Origin of the sequence: Streptomyces sp. NPDC091376, from assembly GCF_044757085.1 — a bacterium.
In the GTDB taxonomy this organism is placed as follows: domain Bacteria; phylum Actinomycetota; class Actinomycetes; order Streptomycetales; family Streptomycetaceae; genus Streptomyces; species Streptomyces pratisoli.
Genome location: NZ_JBIVUF010000001.1, coordinates 508,689 through 528,037, shown reverse-complemented (window position 1 = coordinate 528,037; position 19,349 = coordinate 508,689). Strand labels below are relative to the sequence as shown.

Genomic DNA, 19,349 nt, shown 5'->3' with positions numbered 1-19,349 from the left:
TCCTGGTTCCGTATGTATGGGATGCCTCCACCCTATCGAGCCCCGGCACGGCGAAGGGCCCCGTCCATCGAGTGGACGGGGCCCCTGCCGTGGCGATCGCTTCGATCAGCGGGTGGGATCAGTGGTGGCCGTGGCCGCTCGTGATCTCCTTGTACTCCTCGACCGTCGGCTTCTCGATCTGGTTGCCCTCGCCGTAGTACGCCTTGCTCAGCCGTGCCCGGAGCTTCTGGCTGCGCGGCACCTTGCGCTCGACACCGTTCTCGTCGACCGTCGGGCCGATCTCGGTCGGCTTGTACTGCTCGTGCGCGGTGAGCGTGTGCAGGGCCTCCTGCGTCAGCGGCTCGTGGACCTCGACGAACTCACCGTGCGGGAGCCGCTTGATGATGCCGGACTCGCGTCCGTGCAGCACCTTGTCCCGGTCGCGCCGCTGCAGACCCAGACAGATCCGCTTGGTGATGATGAAGGCGATGACCGGTCCGGCGAAGAAGAAGATCCGGACGAACCAGGTGATCGAGTTGATCGACAGGTTGAAGTGGGTCGCCCAGAGGTCGTTTCCACCACCGATCAGCAACACGAAGTACCAGGTCAGCCAGGCCACACCGAAGGCCGTACGGGTCGGGGCGTTGCGCGGGCGGTCCAGGATGTGGTGCTCGCGCTTGTCACCGGTGACCCAGGACTCGACGAACGGGTAGACCGCGATCGCCACCAGCACCAGCGGGAAGATCACCAGCGGGATGAAGACGCCCAGGACCAGCGTGTGGCCCCAGAGGTTGATCTCCCAGCCGGGCATCACACGAATCAGACCCTCGGAGAAGCCCATGTACCAGTCGGGCTGCGCACCGGTGGACACCTGGTCCGGGCGGTACGGGCCGAGCGCCCAGATCGGGTTGATCGTGGCGATGGCCGAGATGACCGCGATGACACCGAAGACCAGGAAGAAGAAGCCGCCGGCCTTGGCCATGTAGATCGGCAGCAGGGGCATGCCGACGACGTTCTTCTCGGTCCGGCCGGGACCCGCGAACTGCGTGTGCTTGTGGTAGAAGACCAGGATCAGGTGCGCCACCAGCAGGCCGAGCATGATGCCCGGCAGCAGCAGGATGTGGACCGAGTAGAACCGGGCCACGAAGTCGCCGCCCGGGAACTCGCCGCCGAACAGGAACATCGACAGATACGTGCCGACGACCGGGACGGACAGGATCGCGCCCTCCATGAAGCGGACACCGGTGCCGGAGAGCAGGTCGTCCGGGAGCGAGTAACCGGTGAAGCCGGTGAACATGCCGAGGACGAACAGCAGGAAGCCGAACAGCCAGTTGATCTCACGCGGCTTGCGGAACGCGCCCGTGAAGAAGACGCGCATCATGTGGACCATCATGGCCGCGAGGAAGATCAGCGCACCCCAGTGGTGGATCTGCCGGATGAGCAGTCCACCGCGGACGTCGAAGCTGATGTCCAGGGTCGAGGCGAACGCCTCCGACATCAGCACGCCCTGCATCGGGACGTACGAACCGTGGTACTCCACCTCGTTCATCGACGGGTGGAAGAACAGCGTCAGGTAGACACCCGTGAGGATGACGACGATGAAGCTGTAGAGCGCGACCTCACCCAGCATGAAGGACCAGTGGTCCGGGAAGATCTTGCGCATGTTGGTCTTGGCCAGGGAGTAGATCCCCAGGCGGCCGTCGGCCCAGTCCGCGACCCGCTCACCCGCGGGCGCTTTCCGCTTGTTTGCGTCGTTGGTGCTCATCCGCGCTCCCAGAAGGCAGGACCGACGGGCTCGTCGAAGTCGCCGAGCGCTTCGAGGAAGCCTTCGTCATTCACACCGATCCGCAGCTGCGGAAGGGCGTGACCGGCCGGGCCGAAGATGACGCGGGCGCCGTCGGAGAGGTCGAAGGTGGACTGGTGGCACGGGCAGAGCACGTGGTGCGTCTGCTGCTCGTACAGGGAGATCGGGCAGCCCACGTGGGTGCAGATCTTCGAGTACGCCACGATGCCGTCGTGGGACCACTCGAGTTCGCGCTTGTCCTTGATGTCCTCCGGCTGGATCCGGACGATCATCAGGGCGGCCTTGGCGATCTCGGTCTGGAAGCTGTGGTCGTGCTCGCTCAGACCCTCGGGCATGGCGAACGTCAGCGAACCGACGACGACGTCCTCGGGACGCAGCGGCTCGTTGGTGTTCATGTTGATGAGCTGCTTGCCCTTGGCCCACAGCGTGTGCCGGAGCTTGTCCTCGGGCAGCGGGCCCAGGTCGCGCAGCAGCACCACACCGGAGAGCGGCACCATGGCCAGCGCGCCGAACATGGTGTTGCGAATGAGCTTGCGACGGCCGAAGCCGGACTCCTGCGCACCGGCCGCGAAGTCGGCCAGGACCTTGGCCTTGACCTCGGGCTCGGCCTCGATCGGGTGACGCTCGTCGGCGATCTCCGTGTCGGACATCAGGGTGCGGGCCCAGTGGACGGCACCCGCGCCGATGCAGAACAGCGCCAGGCCGAGCGTGATGCCCAGCGAGAAGTTCAGCGAGCTCACATGACCGAACGGCCAGATGTAGACGATCTCGTCGACCGGGAAGATCACGTAAGAGGCGATGAAGGCGATCGTGGCCAGCATCGACAACGTGAACAGGAGGGCGACCGTACGCTCGGACCGCTTGGCGGCCCGCTCGTCGATGTCCTGGATGCGCGGCTTGTGGGCCGGAAGCCCGGGGTCGGCGAAGGGGTCCTTCGCCTCCACGGTGCCGCGCGCGTGGTCCTGCTCGGAGGGCAGGGTCTCTTCTGGAATGTCTTGGCTACTCATGACTTCTTGGCCTTAGCGGTGTGGGCCGCGACCCAGATGGCGACGGCGATCAGCGCACCCAGACCGAACACCCAGGCGAACAATCCCTCGCTGACGGGGCCGAGGCCACCCAGGCTGAGGCCGCCGGGGCTTGCCGACTCGCCGCTGTTCACGGTCTGGAGGTAGGCGATAATGTCCCGCTTCTCCTGCTCCGGCATCGTCGTGTCGGGGAAGGAGGGCATGTTCTGCGGGCCGGTCTGCATGGCCTCGTAGATGTGCTTCGGGCTCACGCCTTCGAGGTTCGGGGCGTACTTGCCGTGCGTCAGCGCACCACCCTCACCCGTGAAGTTGTGGCACTGGGCGCAGTTGGTGCGGAACAGGTCACCGCCCTTGGCGATGTCGGCACCGTCGGGGCTGTACTGCTTCGCGGTCGGCGTGATCGGGCCGGCGCCGAGGGAAGCGATGTACGCCGCGAGCTGGTCGATCTGGGCCTGCGAGTAGATGACCTTCTTCTTCGGCACCTGGGCGCCCGGCTGCTGCGCGGGCATACGGCCGGTGCCGACCTGGAAGTCCACGGCGGCGGAACCGACGCCGACCAGGGAGGGGCCGTCGGAGGTGCCCTGACCGCCGGTTCCGTGGCAGCTGGCGCAGCCGACGGTGTAGAGCTTCTTGCCCTCCTCGATGGCGAGGGACTGGGCGGTTTCATCGGCCTGCGCCTTGTCCGCGGGCGCGAACGCGGCGTACAGCCCCCCAGTGGCCGCCAGCGCGAGAAGTAGGACGACGACCGCCGCCAGCGGATGGCGTCGTCGTGCGGAGAGCTTTTTCACGGATTACCCCGGTGTCAGGATCTTCTGCGTCGATGCTGGAATGTGTGCGGGTACGAGCCCGGCTACTTGATCATGTAGATCGTGGCGAAGAGGCCGATCCAGACGACATCGACGAAGTGCCAGTAGTAGGACACGACGATGGCGGCGGTTGCCTGCTCATGGGTGAATCTCCGGGCCGCGTACGTCCTGCCGAGAACGAGCAGGAAGGCGATGAGACCGCCCGTCACGTGCAGTCCGTGGAAGCCGGTGGTCAGGTAGAAGACCGAGCCGTACGGGTCGGAGGAGAGCGAGAGGCCCTCGTGCTTGACCAGCTCGGTGTACTCGAACACCTGGCCGCCGATGAAGATCGCACCCATCACGAACGTGATCACGAACCAGGTGCGGAGCTTCTTCACGTCACCGCGCTCGGCGGCGAACACGCCGAGCTGGCAGGTGAGGGAGGAGAGCACCAGGATCGTGGTGTTGGTCGCCGAGAAGGGGAAGTTCAGGGCCGAAGCCTGCTCTGCCCAGTACTCGGCACCCAGCACCGATCGCAGGGTGAAGTACATCGCGAAGAGGGCCGCGAAGAACATCAGCTCGGAACTCAGCCAGATGATGGTTCCGACGCTGGTGAGGTTCGGCCGATTGACCGACGGGTGCGCGTGCCCGGTTTCTACTGTCGTTGCTGTCGCCACGACCGACATTATGTCGGTCGCTTATCCAGCCCTCACTCCGGGGGGTGCCGTTCGGTGTGTCAGTGAGCCGTGTCCAGCCCGAACGGCCCATCAAATGCCGTCATCGGACCGTCCCGAGCGGTGCTGCCGAGGGGCTGTGAGGGGTAGCATCCCGCGCATCGGTTCAGCCCGCAGTTCTCCCCGACGAAACCGGAGGAACAATGCAGTCGACCGCCACGGTGCTGGTGTACAGCGACAACGCCGGCACCCGCGAACAGGTGCGGCTCGCCACGGGCCGGCGCCCGGCCGCCGACGTTCCCGCGGTCGAGTTCATCGAGTGCGCGACCCTCCCCGCGGTCCTCAAGCAGCTGGACAAGGGCGGGATCGACGTCTGCGTGCTGGACGGCGAGGCGGTGCCCGCCGGCGGTATGGGCGTCTGCCGGCAGATCAAGGACGAGATCTTCCGCTGCCCGCCGGTCCTGGTGCTCATGGGGCGTCCTCAGGACGCCTGGCTGGCCACCTGGAGCCGCGCGGACGCCGCTGTGACACTTCCGGTGGAGCCGGTGGAGTTCGCCGACTCCCTGGCCGGTCTGCTGCGCAAGGGGCGGGCCGCGGCCTGAGCCTGCGGGCCCGCCCCGGTGCGGGTCGGCTGGGGGGTCAGATGCGGGGACGCAGCCGTGCGTCGTCGGCGGCGCCGCTGCCGTCCCTGGTGCCCTCCAGCAGTGCGCTGCCCGTGCGCCACTGGTCCCAGTCCAGGTTCCAGTCGCCGAAGCCGTTCCCGAACGGATCCATGGCCTCGCCCAGGCTGTTGACGACCTTGACGATGTCGCCCTCACGGACGGTGTTGTAGAACCAGGCGGCGTTGCCGGTGGACATTCCGGTGCAGCCGTGGCTCACGTTGGCGTACCCCTGGGAGCCGGTCGACCAGGGCGCGGCGTGGACGTACTCACCACTCCAGGTGACCCGTGTCGCGTAGTAGACGGGCAGGTCGTAGGACTCCGCGCTGCCGACGGGGATGCCGATGCTGGTGCCGCGCATCCGTACGAAGTACTCCTTGCCGAGCACCACCTTGACGCCGTTGCGGGTGGAGAAGCCCGGCTTGCCCGTGGTCACCGGAATGGTGTTGATCACTTCTCCGTTGCGCTTGACCGTCATCTGGTGGCTGCTCGCGTCGGTGATGGCCTCCACGCGGTCGCCGATCGTCAGCTTGAGGGGCTTCGCGGGTCCTCCGTACAGGTGATCGCCGACCTTTACGCCTTCCAGGTTGCTGTGCACCTCGACGACGGCGCCCGTCGGCCAGTACTCCTTCGGGCGGTAGTGCAGTTTCTTGTCGTCCACCCAGTGCCAGGCGCCCTCCACGCCCGGCCAGGACTGGACCTTCAGGGCGCGTTCGACGGCGGCTCTGGCCTCCTTGGCGGCCACGGGCGCACTGAGCTCGGCGGTGATGGGCTGTCCGACGCCGTAGGTGCCCGCCTTCGGGCCCAGTGCGACGTCGAGTATCCGTTTCGGGGACGCGGTCTCGAAAGTCACCGTACGGACGCCCGGAGCGCCGTGGCCGTCCTCCGTGGACACTTTGACGGTGTAGCGCGTTCCGGCCGCGAGAGGGCCCGTGGAGCGCCATCTGGCGCCGTCCGCGGAGAGTTCTCCGGCCAGGTAGCGGCCGGCGGTGTCGACGGCGGTGACGTCCGTGATGCGGCCGTCCTTGCCCTTGGCGGTGACCTCCAGGGGCTTGTCCGGGTCCGCCTTCTTGCCCGCTGCGGGTGCGTTCATGGTTACCTGACGCGCCGCGTCGTACGGCCTCGCCGACAACGGATGGCTGTCCTGGCCGCTGCACGCGGTCGCCCCCGCCCCGATGACCAGGGCCAGCACGGTGCAGCTCACTACGGTGCGCTTGCGCGGCGTGTCGTTCATGAGCACACGCTATGAAGAACCCCCGGCAGCGGCGCGCCGGATGACTGCAAACGAGGGGCCCGGACACACCCGTTCGGGTCAGTGTCCGGGCCCCTGCGCAGTGCGGAGCAGCGGATTCGCTACTGGTTCTGGTTCTCGCCGCGGTAGTACTCGAAGACCCAGCCGAAGAGCCCGACCAGGATCAGCGGGGCCGAGAAGTACAGGATCCACCAGCCGATGGCGACACCCAGGAAGGCCAGCGCACCGCCGACGGCCAGCGAGAGCGGCTGCCAGCTGTGCGGGGAGAAGAAGCCCACCTCACCGGCTTCGTCCGCGACGTCGGCCTCCTTGTTGTCCTGGGCCATGGCGTCCACTCGCCGGGCCGTGAAGGCCAGGTAGTAGCCGATCATGATGCTCAGGCCGAAGGCCAGGAAGAGCGCCGTCGTACCGGCCGGCTCCTTCGACCACACGCCGTAGAGGATGGCCATGGCGAGGATGAAGACGCTCAGCCAGATGAACATCCTGCCCTGGATCTTCACTTGCCGACCTCCTTGTCAGCGCTGATGGCACCGTGACCGGCGTGGTCGAGCTGGTCGAGAGCCGCGATCTCCGGGTGGTGCAGATCGAACGCCGGGGATTCGGAGCGGATCCGCGGCAGGGTGAGGAAGTTGTGGCGCGGCGGCGGGCAGGATGTCGCCCATTCGAGTGAACGGCCGTAGCCCCACGGGTCGTCGACCTCGATCTTCTTGCCGTACTTCGCGGTCTTCCAGACGTTGTAGAGGAACGGCAGGATCGACAGACCGAGCAGGAACGAGCTGATCGTGGAGATGGTGTTCAGCGCGGTGAACCCGTCGGCGGCCAGGTAGTCGGCGTAACGACGCGGCATGCCCTCGGCGCCCAGCCAGTGCTGGACCAGGAACGTGCCGTGGAAGCCGATGAACAGCGTCCAGAACGTGATCTTGCCGAGCCGCTCGTCCAGCATCTTGCCCGTGAACTTCGGCCACCAGAAGTGGAATCCGGCGAACATCGCGAAGACCACGGTGCCGAAGACGACGTAGTGGAAGTGCGCGACGACGAAGTACGAGTCGGAGACGTGGAAGTCCATCGGGGGCGAGGCCAGGATGACGCCGGTCAGACCACCGAAGAGGAAGGTGATCAGGAAGCCGATCGTCCAGAGCATCGGGGTCTCGAAGGACAGTGAGCCCTTCCACATGGTGCCGATCCAGTTGAAGAACTTCACACCGGTCGGTACCGCGATGAGGAAGGTCATGAAGGAGAAGAACGGCAGGAGCACTCCGCCGGTGACGTACATGTGGTGGGCCCACACGGTCACGGACAGACCCGCGATCGAGATGGTCGCGGCCACCAGACCGATGTAACCGAACATCGGCTTGCGGCTGAAGACCGGGATGACCTCGGAGACGATTCCGAAGAACGGCAGGGCGATGATGTACACCTCTGGATGCCCGAAGAACCAGAAGAGGTGCTGCCACAGCAACGCGCCGCCGTTCGACGCGTCGAAGATATGAGCGCCGAACTTACGATCCGCCTCCAGGGCGAACAGGGCGGCGGCCAGCACCGGGAAGGCGAGCAGGACCAGCACACCGGTCAGCAGCACGTTCCAGGTGAAGATCGGCATCCGGAACATCGTCATGCCGGGCGCGCGCATGCAGATGATCGTGGTGATGAAGTTGACCGAACCGAGGATCGTGCCGAAGCCGGAGAAGGCCAGACCCATGATCCACATGTCGGCGCCGACACCCGGCGAGCGGACCGCGTCCGACAGCGGGGAGTAGGCGAACCAGCCGAAGTCGGCCGCACCGTTCGGGGTGATGAAGCCCGCCACCGCGATGATGGAGCCGAAGAGGTACAGCCAGTACGCGAACATGTTCAGCCGCGGGAACGCCACGTCGGGCGCGCCGATCTGCAGCGGCATGATCCAGTTGGCGAATCCGGCGAACAGCGGCGTCGCGAACATCAGCAGCATGATCGTGCCGTGCATCGTGAACGCCTGGTTGAACTGCTCGTTCGACATGATCTGCGTACCCGGACGGGCCAGCTCGGCGCGCATGAAGAGCGCCAGCACACCGCCGATGCAGAAGAAGACGAACGACGTCGCCAGATAGAGCGTGCCGATGGTCTTGTGGTCGGTGGTGGTCAGCCACTTCACCACCACATTGCCGGGCTGCCTGCTACGGACCGGGAGCTCGTTCTCGTACGAGTCGTCGGCCGTCGCAGCACCCTGGGGTTCGTTGAGGATGCTCACAGTTGGTTCTTCTCCGCATTCCGGGCCGGGTCCGACTGCTCAATGCCCGACGGGATGAAGCCGGTCTGCCCCTTCTCGGCGAGCTCCTTCAGGTGCTGCTGGTAGCGCTCCGGGGAGACGACCTTGACGTTGAAGAGCATCCGGGAGTGGTCGACACCGCAGAGCTCGGCGCACTTGCCCAGGAAGGTGCCCTCCTGGTTCGGCGTGACCTCGAAGACATTGGTGTGACCGGGGATGACGTCCTGCTTGAACAGGAAGGGCACCACCCAGAAGGAGTGGATGACGTCCCGGGAGGTCAGGATGAAGCGGACCTTCTGGCCCTTCGGCAGCCACAGTGTGGGGCCGGGGTTGCCGGTCTGCGGGTTCCGGGTGCCCGGGATGCCGGCGTCGTAGACGCCCTCGGCACCCTTGGGGAAGTCATTGGTGTACTTGTCCGGAATCGCGTTCAGGTTCTTGTCGGCCTGAGCGTCGCCCGAGGCGGGGTTGCCGTCCACGTCCTCGAGGTAGTTGAAGCCCCAGCTCCACTGGTAGCCGACCACATTGACGGTGTGAGCCGGCTCGTCGGAGAGGGCCAGGAGCTTCGACTCATCGCGCGCGGTGAAGTAGAAGAGCACCGAGACGATGATGAGCGGAACCACGGTGTACAGCGCCTCGATGGGCATGTTGTACCGGGTCTGTGGGGGAACCTCGACCTTGGTCCGGCTGCGCCGGTGGAAGAAGATGCTCCACAGGATCAGACCCCACACCAGCACGCCCACGGCGAGGGCGGCCGCCCAGGAGCCCTGCCAGAGGGAGAGGATCCGCGGAGCCTCCTCCGTGACGGGGGTGGGCATTCCGAGGCGGGGGAAGTCCTCCCAAGTGGGGGAGCAACCAGTGGCGGTTGCCACGATCAAGCCCGCAGTCAGCACCTGCGGCAGCTTCCGCCGCATCGGGCGCCGCGACATGGGGGAACCGCCCACGCCCGGCGGGCGGTGGGGGAGGTCGGAGCCGTTGGGACTCACGTAGCGCCTTCCCGAGAGTCTCGCCCGCGCGGCCGGCTGCGGCCGTCTCGCTGGTCGGTCGCCGGCCCTGACGCGGGCAGGGGTTTGGATGTTTATGCGGACCAAACCCTACTGGACGCTATTTGGGGTCGCGCATGGAGGGTGCCCAACGCGCCGTCCGACGACCCGAAGGGGTGGACCGTACGGTTCCGGGAACGGTCCCGGGGCTGGTCACGGACCCCGACTGAGGGCCCGCGGCGGCCTTCTGACGCCTTCTCCGAAGCGGCGCGTTAGCGTGGAAACGTGCCCTACTTCGACGCCGCGTCCTCCGCCCCGCTGCACCCCGTCGCCCGGCAGGCCCTCCAGGCCTCCCTGGACGAGGGCTGGGCGGATCCCGCCCGGCTGTACCGCGAGGGACGCCGGGCGCGCCTGCTGCTGGACGCGGCCCGGGAGGCCGCGGCGGACGCCGTGGGATGCCGCCCCGACGAGCTCGTTTTCACCCCTTCGGGGACACGGGCCATCCATACGGGCATCTCGGGCGCGCTGGCGGGCCGCCGGCGTGTCGGGAGCCATCTGGTGGTGTCGGCGGTCGAGCACTCCGCGGTGCTGCACGCGGCGGAGGGCCGTCCGGTCACCGAGGTCCCGGTGGACCGCTGGGGTGCGGTGTCACCGGGCGTGTTCGGTCAGGCACTGCGCGAGGACACCGCGCTCGCGTGCCTGCAGTCCGCGAACCACGAGGTCGGTACCGAGCAGCCGGTCGCCGAGGTCGCCGAGGCGTGCCGGGCGGCGGGGGTGCCGCTACTCGTCGACGCCGCGCAGTCGCTCGGCTGGGGCCCGGTCGCCGGGGACTGGTCGCTGCTGACCGCGAGCGCGCACAAATGGGGCGGACCGGCGGGTGTGGGGCTGCTCGCGGTCCGCAAGGGCGTCCGGTTCGCCTCCCAACATCCCGCGGACGAGCGGGAGTCGGGCCGTGCGCCCGGTTTCGAGAACATTCCGGCGATCGTGGCGGCCGCGGCGTCCCTGCGGGCGGTACGGGACGGGGCACGGGAGGAGGCCCGGCGGCTGCGGGCGCTGGTGGACCGGATCCGGGCGAGCGTTCCGGAGCTGGTGCCGGACGTGGAGGTGGTCGGCGACCCGGTGCGCCGGCTCCCGCATCTCGTCACCTTCTCCTGTCTCTATGTCGACGGGGAGACTGTGCTGCACGAGCTGGACCGGGCGGGATTCTCCGTGTCCTCCGGCTCGTCGTGCACGAGTTCGACGCTCACGCCGAGCCATGTGCTGCGGGCGATGGGGGTGCTGAGCGAGGGCAACGTACGGGTGTCGCTGCCGCCGGGCACGCAGGAGGCGGACGTGGACCGCTTCCTGGAGATCCTTCCCGGGGTGATCGCCGACGTCCGCGGGCGGCTCGGCGCGCCCGTCTCCCCCGGAGCCTCCGCCGGGTCCGCGTCCCTCGTCGTGGACGCGCTCGGCAGGCGCTGCCCCGTGCCCGTCATCGAGCTGGCGAAGGTCATCGGCGATGTGGAGGTCGGCGGCACGGTCACCGTCCTGGCCGACGACGAGGCGGCGCGTCTGGACATCCCCGCCTGGTGCGAGATGCGCGACCAGGAGTACGTGGGCGAGTCGCCGGCGGAACGGGGCACGGCGTACGTGGTGCGCCGCCGGAGCTGATCCCCGGGGCTCCGCACCGGGCCCGGCGCCCGGTCTCCCCGCGCCGTGCGCGGGGAGACCGGGGACGGGACGGACAGCCGGGGGTTACGCCAGGTGCTCGCGAACCTCGGAGGCGGCGTCGTGGCCGTACGCCTTGGTGAAGCGGTCCATGAAGTGGGCGCGGCGCAGGGTGTACTCCTGGGTGCCCAGGGTCTCGATGACCAGCGTCGCGAGCATGCAGCCGACCTGCGCCGACCGCTCCAGGCCCACGCCCCACGACAGCCCGGAGAGGAACCCGGCGCGGAACGCGTCGCCGACGCCCGTCGGGTCGACCTTGGACTCCTCCTCGGCGCAGCCGACCTCGATGGCCTCCTCGCCCTTCTGCTCGATGCGCACACCGCGCGAGCCGAGGGTGGTGACCCGGTGGCCGACGCGGCCCAGGATCTCCTCGTCCGTCCAGCCGGTCTTGGACTCGATGAGCCCCTTCTCGTACTCGTTGGAGAAGAGGTAGGTCGCCCCGTCCAGCAGTATCCGGATCTCGTCGCCGTTCATCCGCGCGATCTGCTGCGAGAAGTCCGCGGCGAACGGGATCCCCCTGGACCGGCACTCCTCGGTGTGCCGGAGCATCGCCTCGGGGTCGTCGGCGCCGATCAGCACCAGGTCGAGTCCGCCGACCCGGTCCGCGACCGACTTCAGCTCGATCTGCCGGGCCTCGCTCATCGCGCCCGTGTAGAAGGAGCCGATCTGGTTGTGGTCGGCGTCGGTCGTGCAGACGAAGCGCGCGGTGTGCAGCACCTCGGAGATCCGTACGGACGCGGTGTCCACTCCGTGCCGGTCGAGCCAGGCGCGGTACTCGTCGAAGTCGGCGCCCGCCGCGCCGACCAGGATGGGTCCGGTGCCGAGCTGACCCATCCCGAAGCAGATGTTGGCGCCGACCCCTCCCCTGCGCACATCGAGGTTGTCGACCAGGAAGGAGAGGGAGACCGTGTGCAGCTGGTCCGCGACCAGCTGGTCGGCGAAACGGCCGGGGAAGGTCATCAGATGGTCGGTGGCGATGGAGCCGGTGACTGCGATTCGCACGGCGAAGTGCTCCTGGAAGGGAGGCGGCGTTGACAGTTAACGCTACCGGTTCGCGGTGCCCGCGCTGAAGCACGGAAACTACCCGATAGTAGGGCTTTTTCCGCCACGTAACCCTGCGTACGGTTCCCGTATGCCGAAGCACATGTCGTACACCGTCTCTCCTGAGCGCCGGGACACCGAGATCAGCCTGGCCGAGCTGCGCGGTGACAGCGCACGGATGGCGCCGCACTGGACCGTGCCGCCGCTCACCGCGGCCGCACCCGTGCACCCGTCGCTGATCCACGGCATCGTCGTCCCGTCGGCCTCCGCGCGACTGGTCGACTCGATGCCCGTGTACGGCGACTGACCCACGCCTCCCCGGCGCCCGCCATCCCCCGTACGGCGCACTCGGGGAACCGCGCGCTCCCCCACTCCGTCCCATGGGTGTCCCCGACGAGGGTCCCTAAGGAGCGATGCGGTGAGCAGTACGGAGCGGTCCCAGAACAGCGCCGACGGACCCGAAGGCACCCTCCGCCGTCTGCGCCGGTCCCCGCTGGCGGTCGCCTCGGTGGCCGCCGCCGTCCTGGTCGCGGGTGGCGGTGGTGCCTACCTCGCCACGACGGCCTCCGACGGAGGCGCCGGCGCCGTGCCGGGCGCCGGCGACAAGCCGCCACCCCTGGCACTGGACGGCGGCACGGGTGTCGCGGCGGGTGAGCCCAGCCCTTACGGCGTGGAGTACCGGGCGGCGGGCGAACTGCCCGACGGCCCGGATTCGGCGCCGCTCTACGAGGCGAACGGGACGGTGGGCGAGGCCGAGGTGAAGCGCCTGGCCGAGGTCCTCGGGGTGCCCGGAACACCGCGGCTGCACGGCGATGTGTGGAAGGCCGGTGGCGAGAAGGACGGCGGTGGTCCGCAGCTCCAGGTGAACCGGCAGGCACCGGGGACGTGGTCGTTCACCCGGTTCGGGCTGCCGAAGGGCGACGACTGCGTCAAGAAGGACGTCTGCCGGCCGGGTGGAGGCATCCTGCCCCAGGCGCCGGAGACGGGCGGGGTGGGGACGGTGAGCGAGGAGGCCGCGAAGAAGGCCGCCGCTCCCGTGCTGGCCGCGGTCGGCCAGAGCGAAGCCGGGCTCGACGCGACCCAGGTGATGGGCGCGGTCCGCGTCGTGCGCGCCGATCCGGTGGTCGGCGGGCTGCCCACGTACGGCTGGTCGACCGGTGTCCATGTCGGCGCCGACGGCACCGTGAGCGGCGGCAGCGGTCAGCTGGCCAAGCCCGTGAAGGGCCACGAGTACCCGGTGATCGGCGCGGAGCAGACGCTGAAGCAGCTGAACGAGGCGCGCCGTGGCGGCCGGGTCGGCATCGGCGGCTGCGCGAGTCCCGGACCGCTGACGGGTCAGGAGAAGCCGGCCGCGCCGGAACCCGCCGCACCGTGCGAGCCGAAGGGCACGACGGGTCCGGACGAGGTGATGACGATCACGAAGGCGGAGTTCGGGCTCGCGGTGCATTCCGTGGCCGGGCGGCCCGCGCTCGTCCCGTCCTGGCTGTTCGAGGTGAAGCCGACGCGTGGCGCCCAGCCGTTCACCATGACGGAGCCCGCCGTGGCCCCGGCATATCTGAAGCAGGCGCCGAAGGAGCCGGCCGCCCCACCGGCGACCCGGGCGCCGGCCAGGCCACCCGGCACATCGGTGCCGTCACCCGGCGACCCGTCGAAGCTTCCCGAGACGACGGTGCGGGGCGTCGAGTCGTACGCCGTGGCCAAGGACGGCCGGACGCTGACCCTGCGCTTCTGGGGCGGGGTCTGCAGCGACTACTCGGCGGCCGCGGACGAGACCGGCACCGAGGTGAAGGTGAAGATCATCGAGTCGAGGCCGGACCCCGGGCGGGTCTGCATCCTGATCGCCAAGGAGCTGACGGCGAAGGTGACCCTGGACAAGCCGCTGGGTGACCGCACCGTCCTCGACGTGCAGAGCGGGGACGCCGTTCCCCGCAAGTGAGCGACGAACGCCCGAGGGCGGCGACCCGGTCCGGGTCGCCGCCCTCGGGCGTTGTCGTGCGGGCTCAGCTGAAGGAGTCGCCGCAGGCGCACGAACCCGTCGCGTTCGGGTTGTCGATCGTGAAGCCCTGCTTCTCGATCGTGTCGACGAAGTCGATCGAGGCACCGCCGAGATACGGGGCGCTCATGCGGTCGGTGACGACCTTCACCCCGTCGAACTCCTTGACGACGTCGCCGTCGAGCGAGCGCTCGTCGAAGAAGAGCTGGTAGCGCAGGCCGGAGCAGCCACCGGGCTGAACGGCGACGCGCAGCGCCAGGTCCTCCCGGCCTTCCTGGTCCAGCAGGGTCTTGACCTTGGCCGCGGCGGCGTCGGACAGGAGGATGCCGTCGCTCACGGTGGTGGTCTCGTCCGATACGGACATCTGCTTCTCTCCCGGGTTGTACGGAGACTGCTTGCCGACCTCTTGCAACCGGCGGGGCTCCGGATTCATTCCGGACGAGCCCTAGTCTTTCCCCTTCATGCTCGCACACACGCTCCTGTGGGGGCACCAGCCTCCGGCAGTCGGCGATCCAGGAATTGCGTCACATCGACGCTATCGGCATCGTCAAAGTGACGTGAAGCGGTTATGATAGATAGCGTCATATAGACGAAAAGGCTTCCGCCTCGCTCAACCGCTCGAGAAGAGAAAGGGTGCGTGACGTGACCACCGCCCAAACCCTGGACGTCCAGCCGACGCCGCTCGCCCTGCTGCTGCTCGGCCGCGAGGCCGACCCCAAGAGCGAGCGCGGCGTCGAGTGCCCCGGCGACCTCCCCTCCCCGTCCGACCCGGACCTGGTGGAGCGCGCCCGCGCGGCGAAGGAGAAGCTCGGCGACAAGGTCTTCGTGCTCGGCCACCACTACCAGCGCGACGAGGTCATCCAGTTCGCGGACGTCACCGGCGACTCCTTCAAGCTCGCGAAGGACGCGGCGGCCCGCCCCGAGGCCGAGTACATCGTCTTCTGCGGTGTGCACTTCATGGCCGAGTCGGCGGACATCCTGACGGGTGACGACCAGAAGGTCGTGCTCCCCGACCTGGCCGCCGGCTGCTCCATGGCCGACATGGCCACCGCCGAGCAGGTCGCCGAGTGCTGGGACGTGCTCACCGAGGCCGGTGTCGCCGAGGCGACCGTCCCCGTCTCGTACATGAACTCCTCCGCGGACATCAAGGCGTTCACGGGAAAGCACGGCGGCACGATCTGTACGTCGTCGAACGCCAAGCGGGCGCTGGACTGGGCCTTCGAGCAGGGCGAGAAGGTGCTCTTCCTGCCCGACCAGCACCTCGGGCGGAACACCGCGGTCCGTGACATGGGGATGTCGCTGGACGACTGCGTCGTCTACAACCCGCACAAGCCGGGCGGCGGGCTCACCGCCGAGCAGCTGCGCGGCGCGAAGATGATCCTGTGGCGCGGCCACTGCTCCGTGCACGGCCGCTTCTCGCTGGACTCCGTGAACGACGTGCGCGAGCGCATCCCGGGCGTGAACGTCCTGGTCCACCCCGAGTGCAAGCACGAGGTCGTCGCGGCCGCGGACTACGTGGGCTCCACGGAGTACATCATCAAGGCGCTGGAGGCGGCCCCGGCCGGGTCCAAGTGGGCGATCGGCACGGAGCTGAATCTGGTACGCCGCCTGGCGAACCGTTTCGCCCCCGAGGGCAAGGAGATCGCCTTCCTCGACAAGACGGTCTGCTTCTGCTCGACGATGAACCGCATCGACCTGCCGCACCTGGTCTGGGCGCTGGAGTCCCTGGCGGAGGGCAACCTGGTCAACCGCATCCAGGTCGACCGCGAGACCGAGAGCTTCGCGAAGCTGGCGCTGGAGCGCATGCTGGCGCTCCCGTAACGGGGCCGCGCCCCTCGATCCCGGGTGCCCCCGGTACGCCTGTGCGTACCGGGGGCACCGGCGTTCGCCGGCACCAGCAGCGACCGCCGCGAACCACCGGGCACCCGGCGAAGGCCGCAACGGCAACCGCCCGGCACCGGATGGACCGGTACCGGGCGGCGCGCCGGAGGCGTTACGCGCTTACGCGTTGACCGGCTGCGGGTCGGGGTCGTCCGACGGGGCCGGGGCCGCCGGGGCGGCGGGCCCCGACTTCCGCGCCCGCTTCGCCTCGCGCTTGGCACGGCGGCGCTCCTTGCGGAGTTCGACCATCGCGTAGAGCGTCGGCACCAGCAGCAGCGTGAGCAGCGTCGACGTCACCAGACCACCGATGACCACGACCGCCAGCGGCTGGGCGATGAAGCCGCCCTGGCCGGTGACGCCCAGCGCCATCGGCAGCAGCGCGAAGATCGTCGCCAGGGCCGTCATCAGGATCGGCCGGAGCCGGTGCCTGCCGCCCTCGACGACCGCCTCGACCACGCCCAGGCCCTGCGCCCGGTACTGGTTGATGAGGTCGATGAGCACGATCGCGTTGGTGACCACGATGCCGATCAGCATCAGCATGCCGATCATCGCGGGCACGCCCAACGGCGTACCGGTGGCGATCAGCAGACCGATCGCGCCGGTCGCCGCGAACGGGATGGACACCAGCAGGATCAGCGGCTGGACCAGCGAGCGGAACGTCGCGACCAGCAGCATGAAGACGATCGCGATCGCCGCGAGCATGGCCAGGGCCAGCGAGGCGAAGGCTTCCTCCTGGTCCTCGGAGACGCCGCCGATGGACGCGGTGGCGCCGTCCGGCAGATCCAGCGCGTTGATCTTCGTCTGGAGCGACGCGCTCACGGCGCCCGTGTTGTCACCGGTCGGCTTCGCCGTGATCGTCGCGGCGCGTGCGCCGTCGATCCGGGTCATCGAGACCGGGCCCGGCACCAGCTTCACGTCGGCGATGTCACCGAGCTTCACCGGCCCGAGGGGCAGCTTCTTCAGCTCGGCCATCGTCGTGGCCGGCTTGGCGGAGGTGATGACGACATCGCGCTCGGAGTCGTCGAGGATCGCCGTGGCCGCCGGGGTACCGCGCACCGCCTGGGCGACCGCGGCGCCGAGCGTGGCGTCGTTGAAGCCGGCGTCCGCCGCCTTCGCGTTGGCCCTGACGGAGATCCGCGGCACGGACTGGGACAGGTCGCTCTGGACGTCGGTGACGTCGTCGAGCTTCGCGATCTCGTCCCGTACCTGCTCGGACGCCGTGCGCAGGACATCCGCGTCGGCCGCCTTCACCACGACGCTGAGGTCCTGGCTGCCGAAGCCGTCGCCCGCCGCGATCGTCGTGTCGCCGATCCCGTCGAGCTTGCCCAGCTCCTCGTCGATGAGGTCGCGGGTCTTCTCGTAGGACCCGGAGTCCTTCAGGGTCAGCTGGTACGAGGCCTGGTTGGCGCCCGTGCCGCCGCCGAAGGCCGCCATGAAGCCGGAGGAGCCGACGGTGACCTGGTACGCCTTGATCGCGTCGATCCCGTCGAGGACCTTCTCGATCTTCTTCGCGGACGCGTCGGCCGCCTCCAGGCTGGTGCCGGGCTTCAGCTCCTGCTTGATCGACATGACCTCCTGCTCGCCCTGGTCGAAGAAGTTCGTCTTCAGGAGCGGGGCCATGCCGAAGGTGCCGAAGAGCACGACGATCGCGAGGACGACGCTGGTGAGACGGCGACGGGTCGCGAACCGCAGGACCGGCACGTACATCCGCTGGAGCCGGCTGCGGGCCTCCTTCTCCTCGGCCTTGCGGCGCGCCTCGTCCGGGTCGATGTCCCGTACGGCCTTGGGGGCGCGCAGGAACCAGTACGACAGGACGGGCACCACGGTCAGGGAGACCAGGAGCGACGCCAGCAGCGCCGCGGTGACCGTCAGCGAGAACGAGCCGAACAGCTCGCCGACCATGCCGCCGACCAGACCGATCGGCAGGAAGACGGCGACCGTGGTCAGCGTCGAGGAGGTGACGGCGCCCGCCACCTCGCGCACGGCCGTGAGGATCGCGGTCTCGCGCTCCTCGCCGTAGCCGAGGTGCCGCTTGATGTTCTCCAGGACCACGATCGAGTCGTCGACGACCCGGCCGATGGCGATGGTCAGCGCGCCCAGCGTCAGCATGTTGAGCGACAGATCGCGAGTCCACAGCACGATCAGCGCGAGGACGACGGACAGCGGGATGGAGACCGCGGTGACGAGCGTCGAGCGGATCGAGGCCAGGAAGACCAGGATGATGACGACGGCGAAGAGCAGACCGAGCGCGCCCTCCGTGGTCAGACCGGAGATCGACTTGGAGACGGCCGGGCCCTGGTCGGAGACCACGGAGAGTTCGGCGCCGGAGCCGAGGTCCTTGCGGAGCTCGGGCAGCTTCTCCGTGACCGCGTCGGAGATGGCGACGGCGCTGCCGTCCTTGTCCATCGTGGCCATGACGGCGAGGCTGGGCCTGCCGTTCGTACGGGTGATGGAGACGCGCTGCGACTCCTCCTGCTCGACCGTGGCGACGGAGCCGAGCCGGACCGGCTTGGCCTTGCCGCCCTTGCCCGCCTCGGCTGCCTGCGGCGCGATGCGCAGGTCCTCGATCTGCTTCAGCGAGGTGAAACCGCCGCCGACCTGGACGGTGCGGCTGCTGCCCGCCTCGGAGAAGGAGCCCGCGGGGACGGTCGCGCCGCCCGCCTTGAGCGCCTCGGCGAGGGCCATGGTGTTCAGCCCGGCCGCGGCCAGCTTCTTGTCGTCCGGCGTGACCGAGACCTGGAGGTCCTGGACGCCGTCGATGGTGACCTGGCCGACGCCGTCGATGTCCTCCAGGGCCGGGACGACGGTCCGCTCCAGCTGGTCGGCGAGCGCCTGCTGGTCCTTGTCGGAGCTGACGGCGAGGACGACGGTCGGGATGTCATCGGTGGAACCGGCGATGACCTGCGGGTCCACGTCGTCGGGGAGCTGGACGCGGGCGCGGTTCACGGCCTGCTGGACATCGGCGACGAGCTGCTTGGTGCCCTCGTCCCCGTAGTCGAACGTGGCCATGATCACGGCGTTGCCCTCGCTCGCCGTGGAGGTGATGCCCGTGATGCCGTCGACGGCCTTGATGGTGCTCTCGAGCGGCTCGACGACCTGCTTCTCGACCACATCGGGGGACGCACCCTGGTAGGGGGCCAGCACCGACACCATCGGCAGTTCGATGGAGGGCAGCAGTTGCTGCTTGAGCTGGGGGATGGCGATCGCTCCGAAGACGATCGCCACGATCGACATCAGCCCTATCAGGGCCCGTTGCGCGAGGCTGAATCTGGACAGCCAGGACATGGGGTCTCTCTTCTGTGGCGGTACGCAGGAGGCGGGCCT

At 68.7% G+C, this 19,349-nt stretch carries 16 protein-coding genes; 5 read left to right on the top strand and 11 right to left on the bottom strand.

Annotated features, from left to right (window positions below; all coding sequences use genetic code 11):
- Positions 1–118: 118 nt before the first annotated feature.
- The 4 genes from ACIQMR_RS02315 to ACIQMR_RS02300 all read right to left on the bottom strand — a co-directional run bounded on the left by ACIQMR_RS02315 (position 119) and on the right by ACIQMR_RS02300 (position 4,279).
- On the bottom strand, positions 119–1,744 hold the full coding sequence (locus ACIQMR_RS02315) for a cytochrome bc complex cytochrome b subunit (RefSeq protein ID WP_401381864.1): 1,626 nt from the start codon (positions 1,742–1,744) through the stop codon (positions 119–121).
- Positions 1,741–2,790, bottom strand: coding sequence for a Rieske 2Fe-2S domain-containing protein (locus tag ACIQMR_RS02310; protein ID WP_401381861.1), 1,050 nt, complete (start codon positions 2,788–2,790; stop codon positions 1,741–1,743). The genes ACIQMR_RS02315 and ACIQMR_RS02310 overlap by 4 nt, the downstream gene beginning before the upstream one ends.
- Entirely contained in the window at positions 2,787–3,596 is an 810-nt protein-coding gene (locus tag ACIQMR_RS02305; protein WP_401381859.1) for a c-type cytochrome, read from the bottom strand. Before ACIQMR_RS02305 ends, ACIQMR_RS02310 begins: the two co-directional genes overlap by 4 nt.
- A 62-nt stretch (positions 3,597–3,658) precedes the next feature.
- A complete protein-coding gene (locus ACIQMR_RS02300) occupies positions 3,659–4,279 on the bottom strand; it encodes a heme-copper oxidase subunit III (protein ID WP_266374756.1) in 621 nt (206 codons plus the stop codon).
- Between the two features lie 191 nt (positions 4,280–4,470).
- On the opposite strand from ACIQMR_RS02300, the gene ACIQMR_RS02295 reads away from it, so the two are divergent.
- Positions 4,471–4,869 carry a hypothetical protein gene (locus tag ACIQMR_RS02295; RefSeq protein WP_401381856.1) on the top strand — a complete coding sequence of 133 codons (399 nt, stop codon included), beginning with the start codon at positions 4,471–4,473 and terminating at the stop codon, positions 4,867–4,869.
- A gap of 37 nt (positions 4,870–4,906) precedes the next feature.
- Here the strand turns inward: ACIQMR_RS02295 and ACIQMR_RS02290 are convergent, their stop codons facing one another.
- The 4 genes from ACIQMR_RS02290 to coxB form a co-directional block, all read right to left on the bottom strand.
- Positions 4,907–6,160: an Ig-like domain-containing protein gene (locus tag ACIQMR_RS02290; RefSeq protein WP_401381854.1), complete on the bottom strand. Its 1,254-nt coding sequence runs from the start codon at positions 6,158–6,160 to the stop codon at positions 4,907–4,909.
- Between the two features lie 119 nt (positions 6,161–6,279).
- Complete coding sequence (locus ACIQMR_RS02285) at positions 6,280–6,678, bottom strand: cytochrome c oxidase subunit 4 (RefSeq protein ID WP_328725006.1); 399 nt, start codon at positions 6,676–6,678, stop codon at positions 6,280–6,282.
- Positions 6,675–8,405 carry a cytochrome c oxidase subunit I gene (ctaD, locus tag ACIQMR_RS02280; protein WP_401381851.1) on the bottom strand — a complete coding sequence of 577 codons (1,731 nt, stop codon included), beginning with the start codon at positions 8,403–8,405 and terminating at the stop codon, positions 6,675–6,677. Before ctaD ends, ACIQMR_RS02285 begins: the two co-directional genes overlap by 4 nt.
- A complete protein-coding gene (gene coxB, locus ACIQMR_RS02275; protein WP_401381848.1) occupies positions 8,402–9,406 on the bottom strand; it encodes a cytochrome c oxidase subunit II in 1,005 nt (334 codons plus the stop codon). The genes ctaD and coxB overlap by 4 nt, the downstream gene beginning before the upstream one ends.
- Positions 9,407–9,688: 282 nt before the next feature.
- On the opposite strand from coxB, the gene ACIQMR_RS02270 reads away from it, so the two are divergent.
- Positions 9,689–11,053 carry a cysteine desulfurase/sulfurtransferase TusA family protein gene (locus tag ACIQMR_RS02270; protein ID WP_401381846.1) on the top strand — a complete coding sequence of 455 codons (1,365 nt, stop codon included), beginning with the start codon at positions 9,689–9,691 and terminating at the stop codon, positions 11,051–11,053.
- 84 nt (positions 11,054–11,137) lie between these two features.
- On the opposite strand, the gene ACIQMR_RS02265 is transcribed toward ACIQMR_RS02270, so the two are convergent.
- Positions 11,138–12,112 carry a carbohydrate kinase family protein gene (locus ACIQMR_RS02265; RefSeq protein WP_401381843.1) on the bottom strand — a complete coding sequence of 325 codons (975 nt, stop codon included), beginning with the start codon at positions 12,110–12,112 and terminating at the stop codon, positions 11,138–11,140.
- A gap of 130 nt (positions 12,113–12,242) precedes the next feature.
- Between ACIQMR_RS02265 and ACIQMR_RS02260 the strand changes: the two genes are divergently transcribed.
- On the top strand, positions 12,243–12,458 hold the full coding sequence (locus ACIQMR_RS02260) for a hypothetical protein (protein ID WP_401381841.1): 216 nt from the start codon (positions 12,243–12,245) through the stop codon (positions 12,456–12,458).
- A gap of 111 nt (positions 12,459–12,569) precedes the next feature.
- On the top strand, positions 12,570–14,087 hold the full coding sequence (locus tag ACIQMR_RS02255; RefSeq protein ID WP_401381839.1) for a hypothetical protein: 1,518 nt from the start codon (positions 12,570–12,572) through the stop codon (positions 14,085–14,087).
- A 64-nt stretch (positions 14,088–14,151) separates the two neighbouring features.
- Here the strand turns inward: ACIQMR_RS02255 and erpA are convergent, their stop codons facing one another.
- Positions 14,152–14,508 (bottom strand): iron-sulfur cluster insertion protein ErpA, encoded by a 357-nt coding sequence (erpA, locus tag ACIQMR_RS02250; protein WP_340369235.1) that lies wholly within the window; start codon positions 14,506–14,508, stop codon positions 14,152–14,154.
- A gap of 278 nt (positions 14,509–14,786) precedes the next feature.
- Here erpA and nadA point away from each other — a divergent pair, with 278 nt between their 5' ends.
- Positions 14,787–15,965: a quinolinate synthase NadA gene (gene nadA / locus ACIQMR_RS02245; protein WP_266374742.1), complete on the top strand. Its 1,179-nt coding sequence runs from the start codon at positions 14,787–14,789 to the stop codon at positions 15,963–15,965.
- A gap of 180 nt (positions 15,966–16,145) precedes the next feature.
- Here the strand turns inward: nadA and ACIQMR_RS02240 are convergent, their stop codons facing one another.
- Entirely contained in the window at positions 16,146–19,310 is a 3,165-nt protein-coding gene (locus tag ACIQMR_RS02240) for an efflux RND transporter permease subunit (RefSeq protein WP_401381836.1), read from the bottom strand.
- Positions 19,311–19,349: the final 39 nt, after the last annotated feature.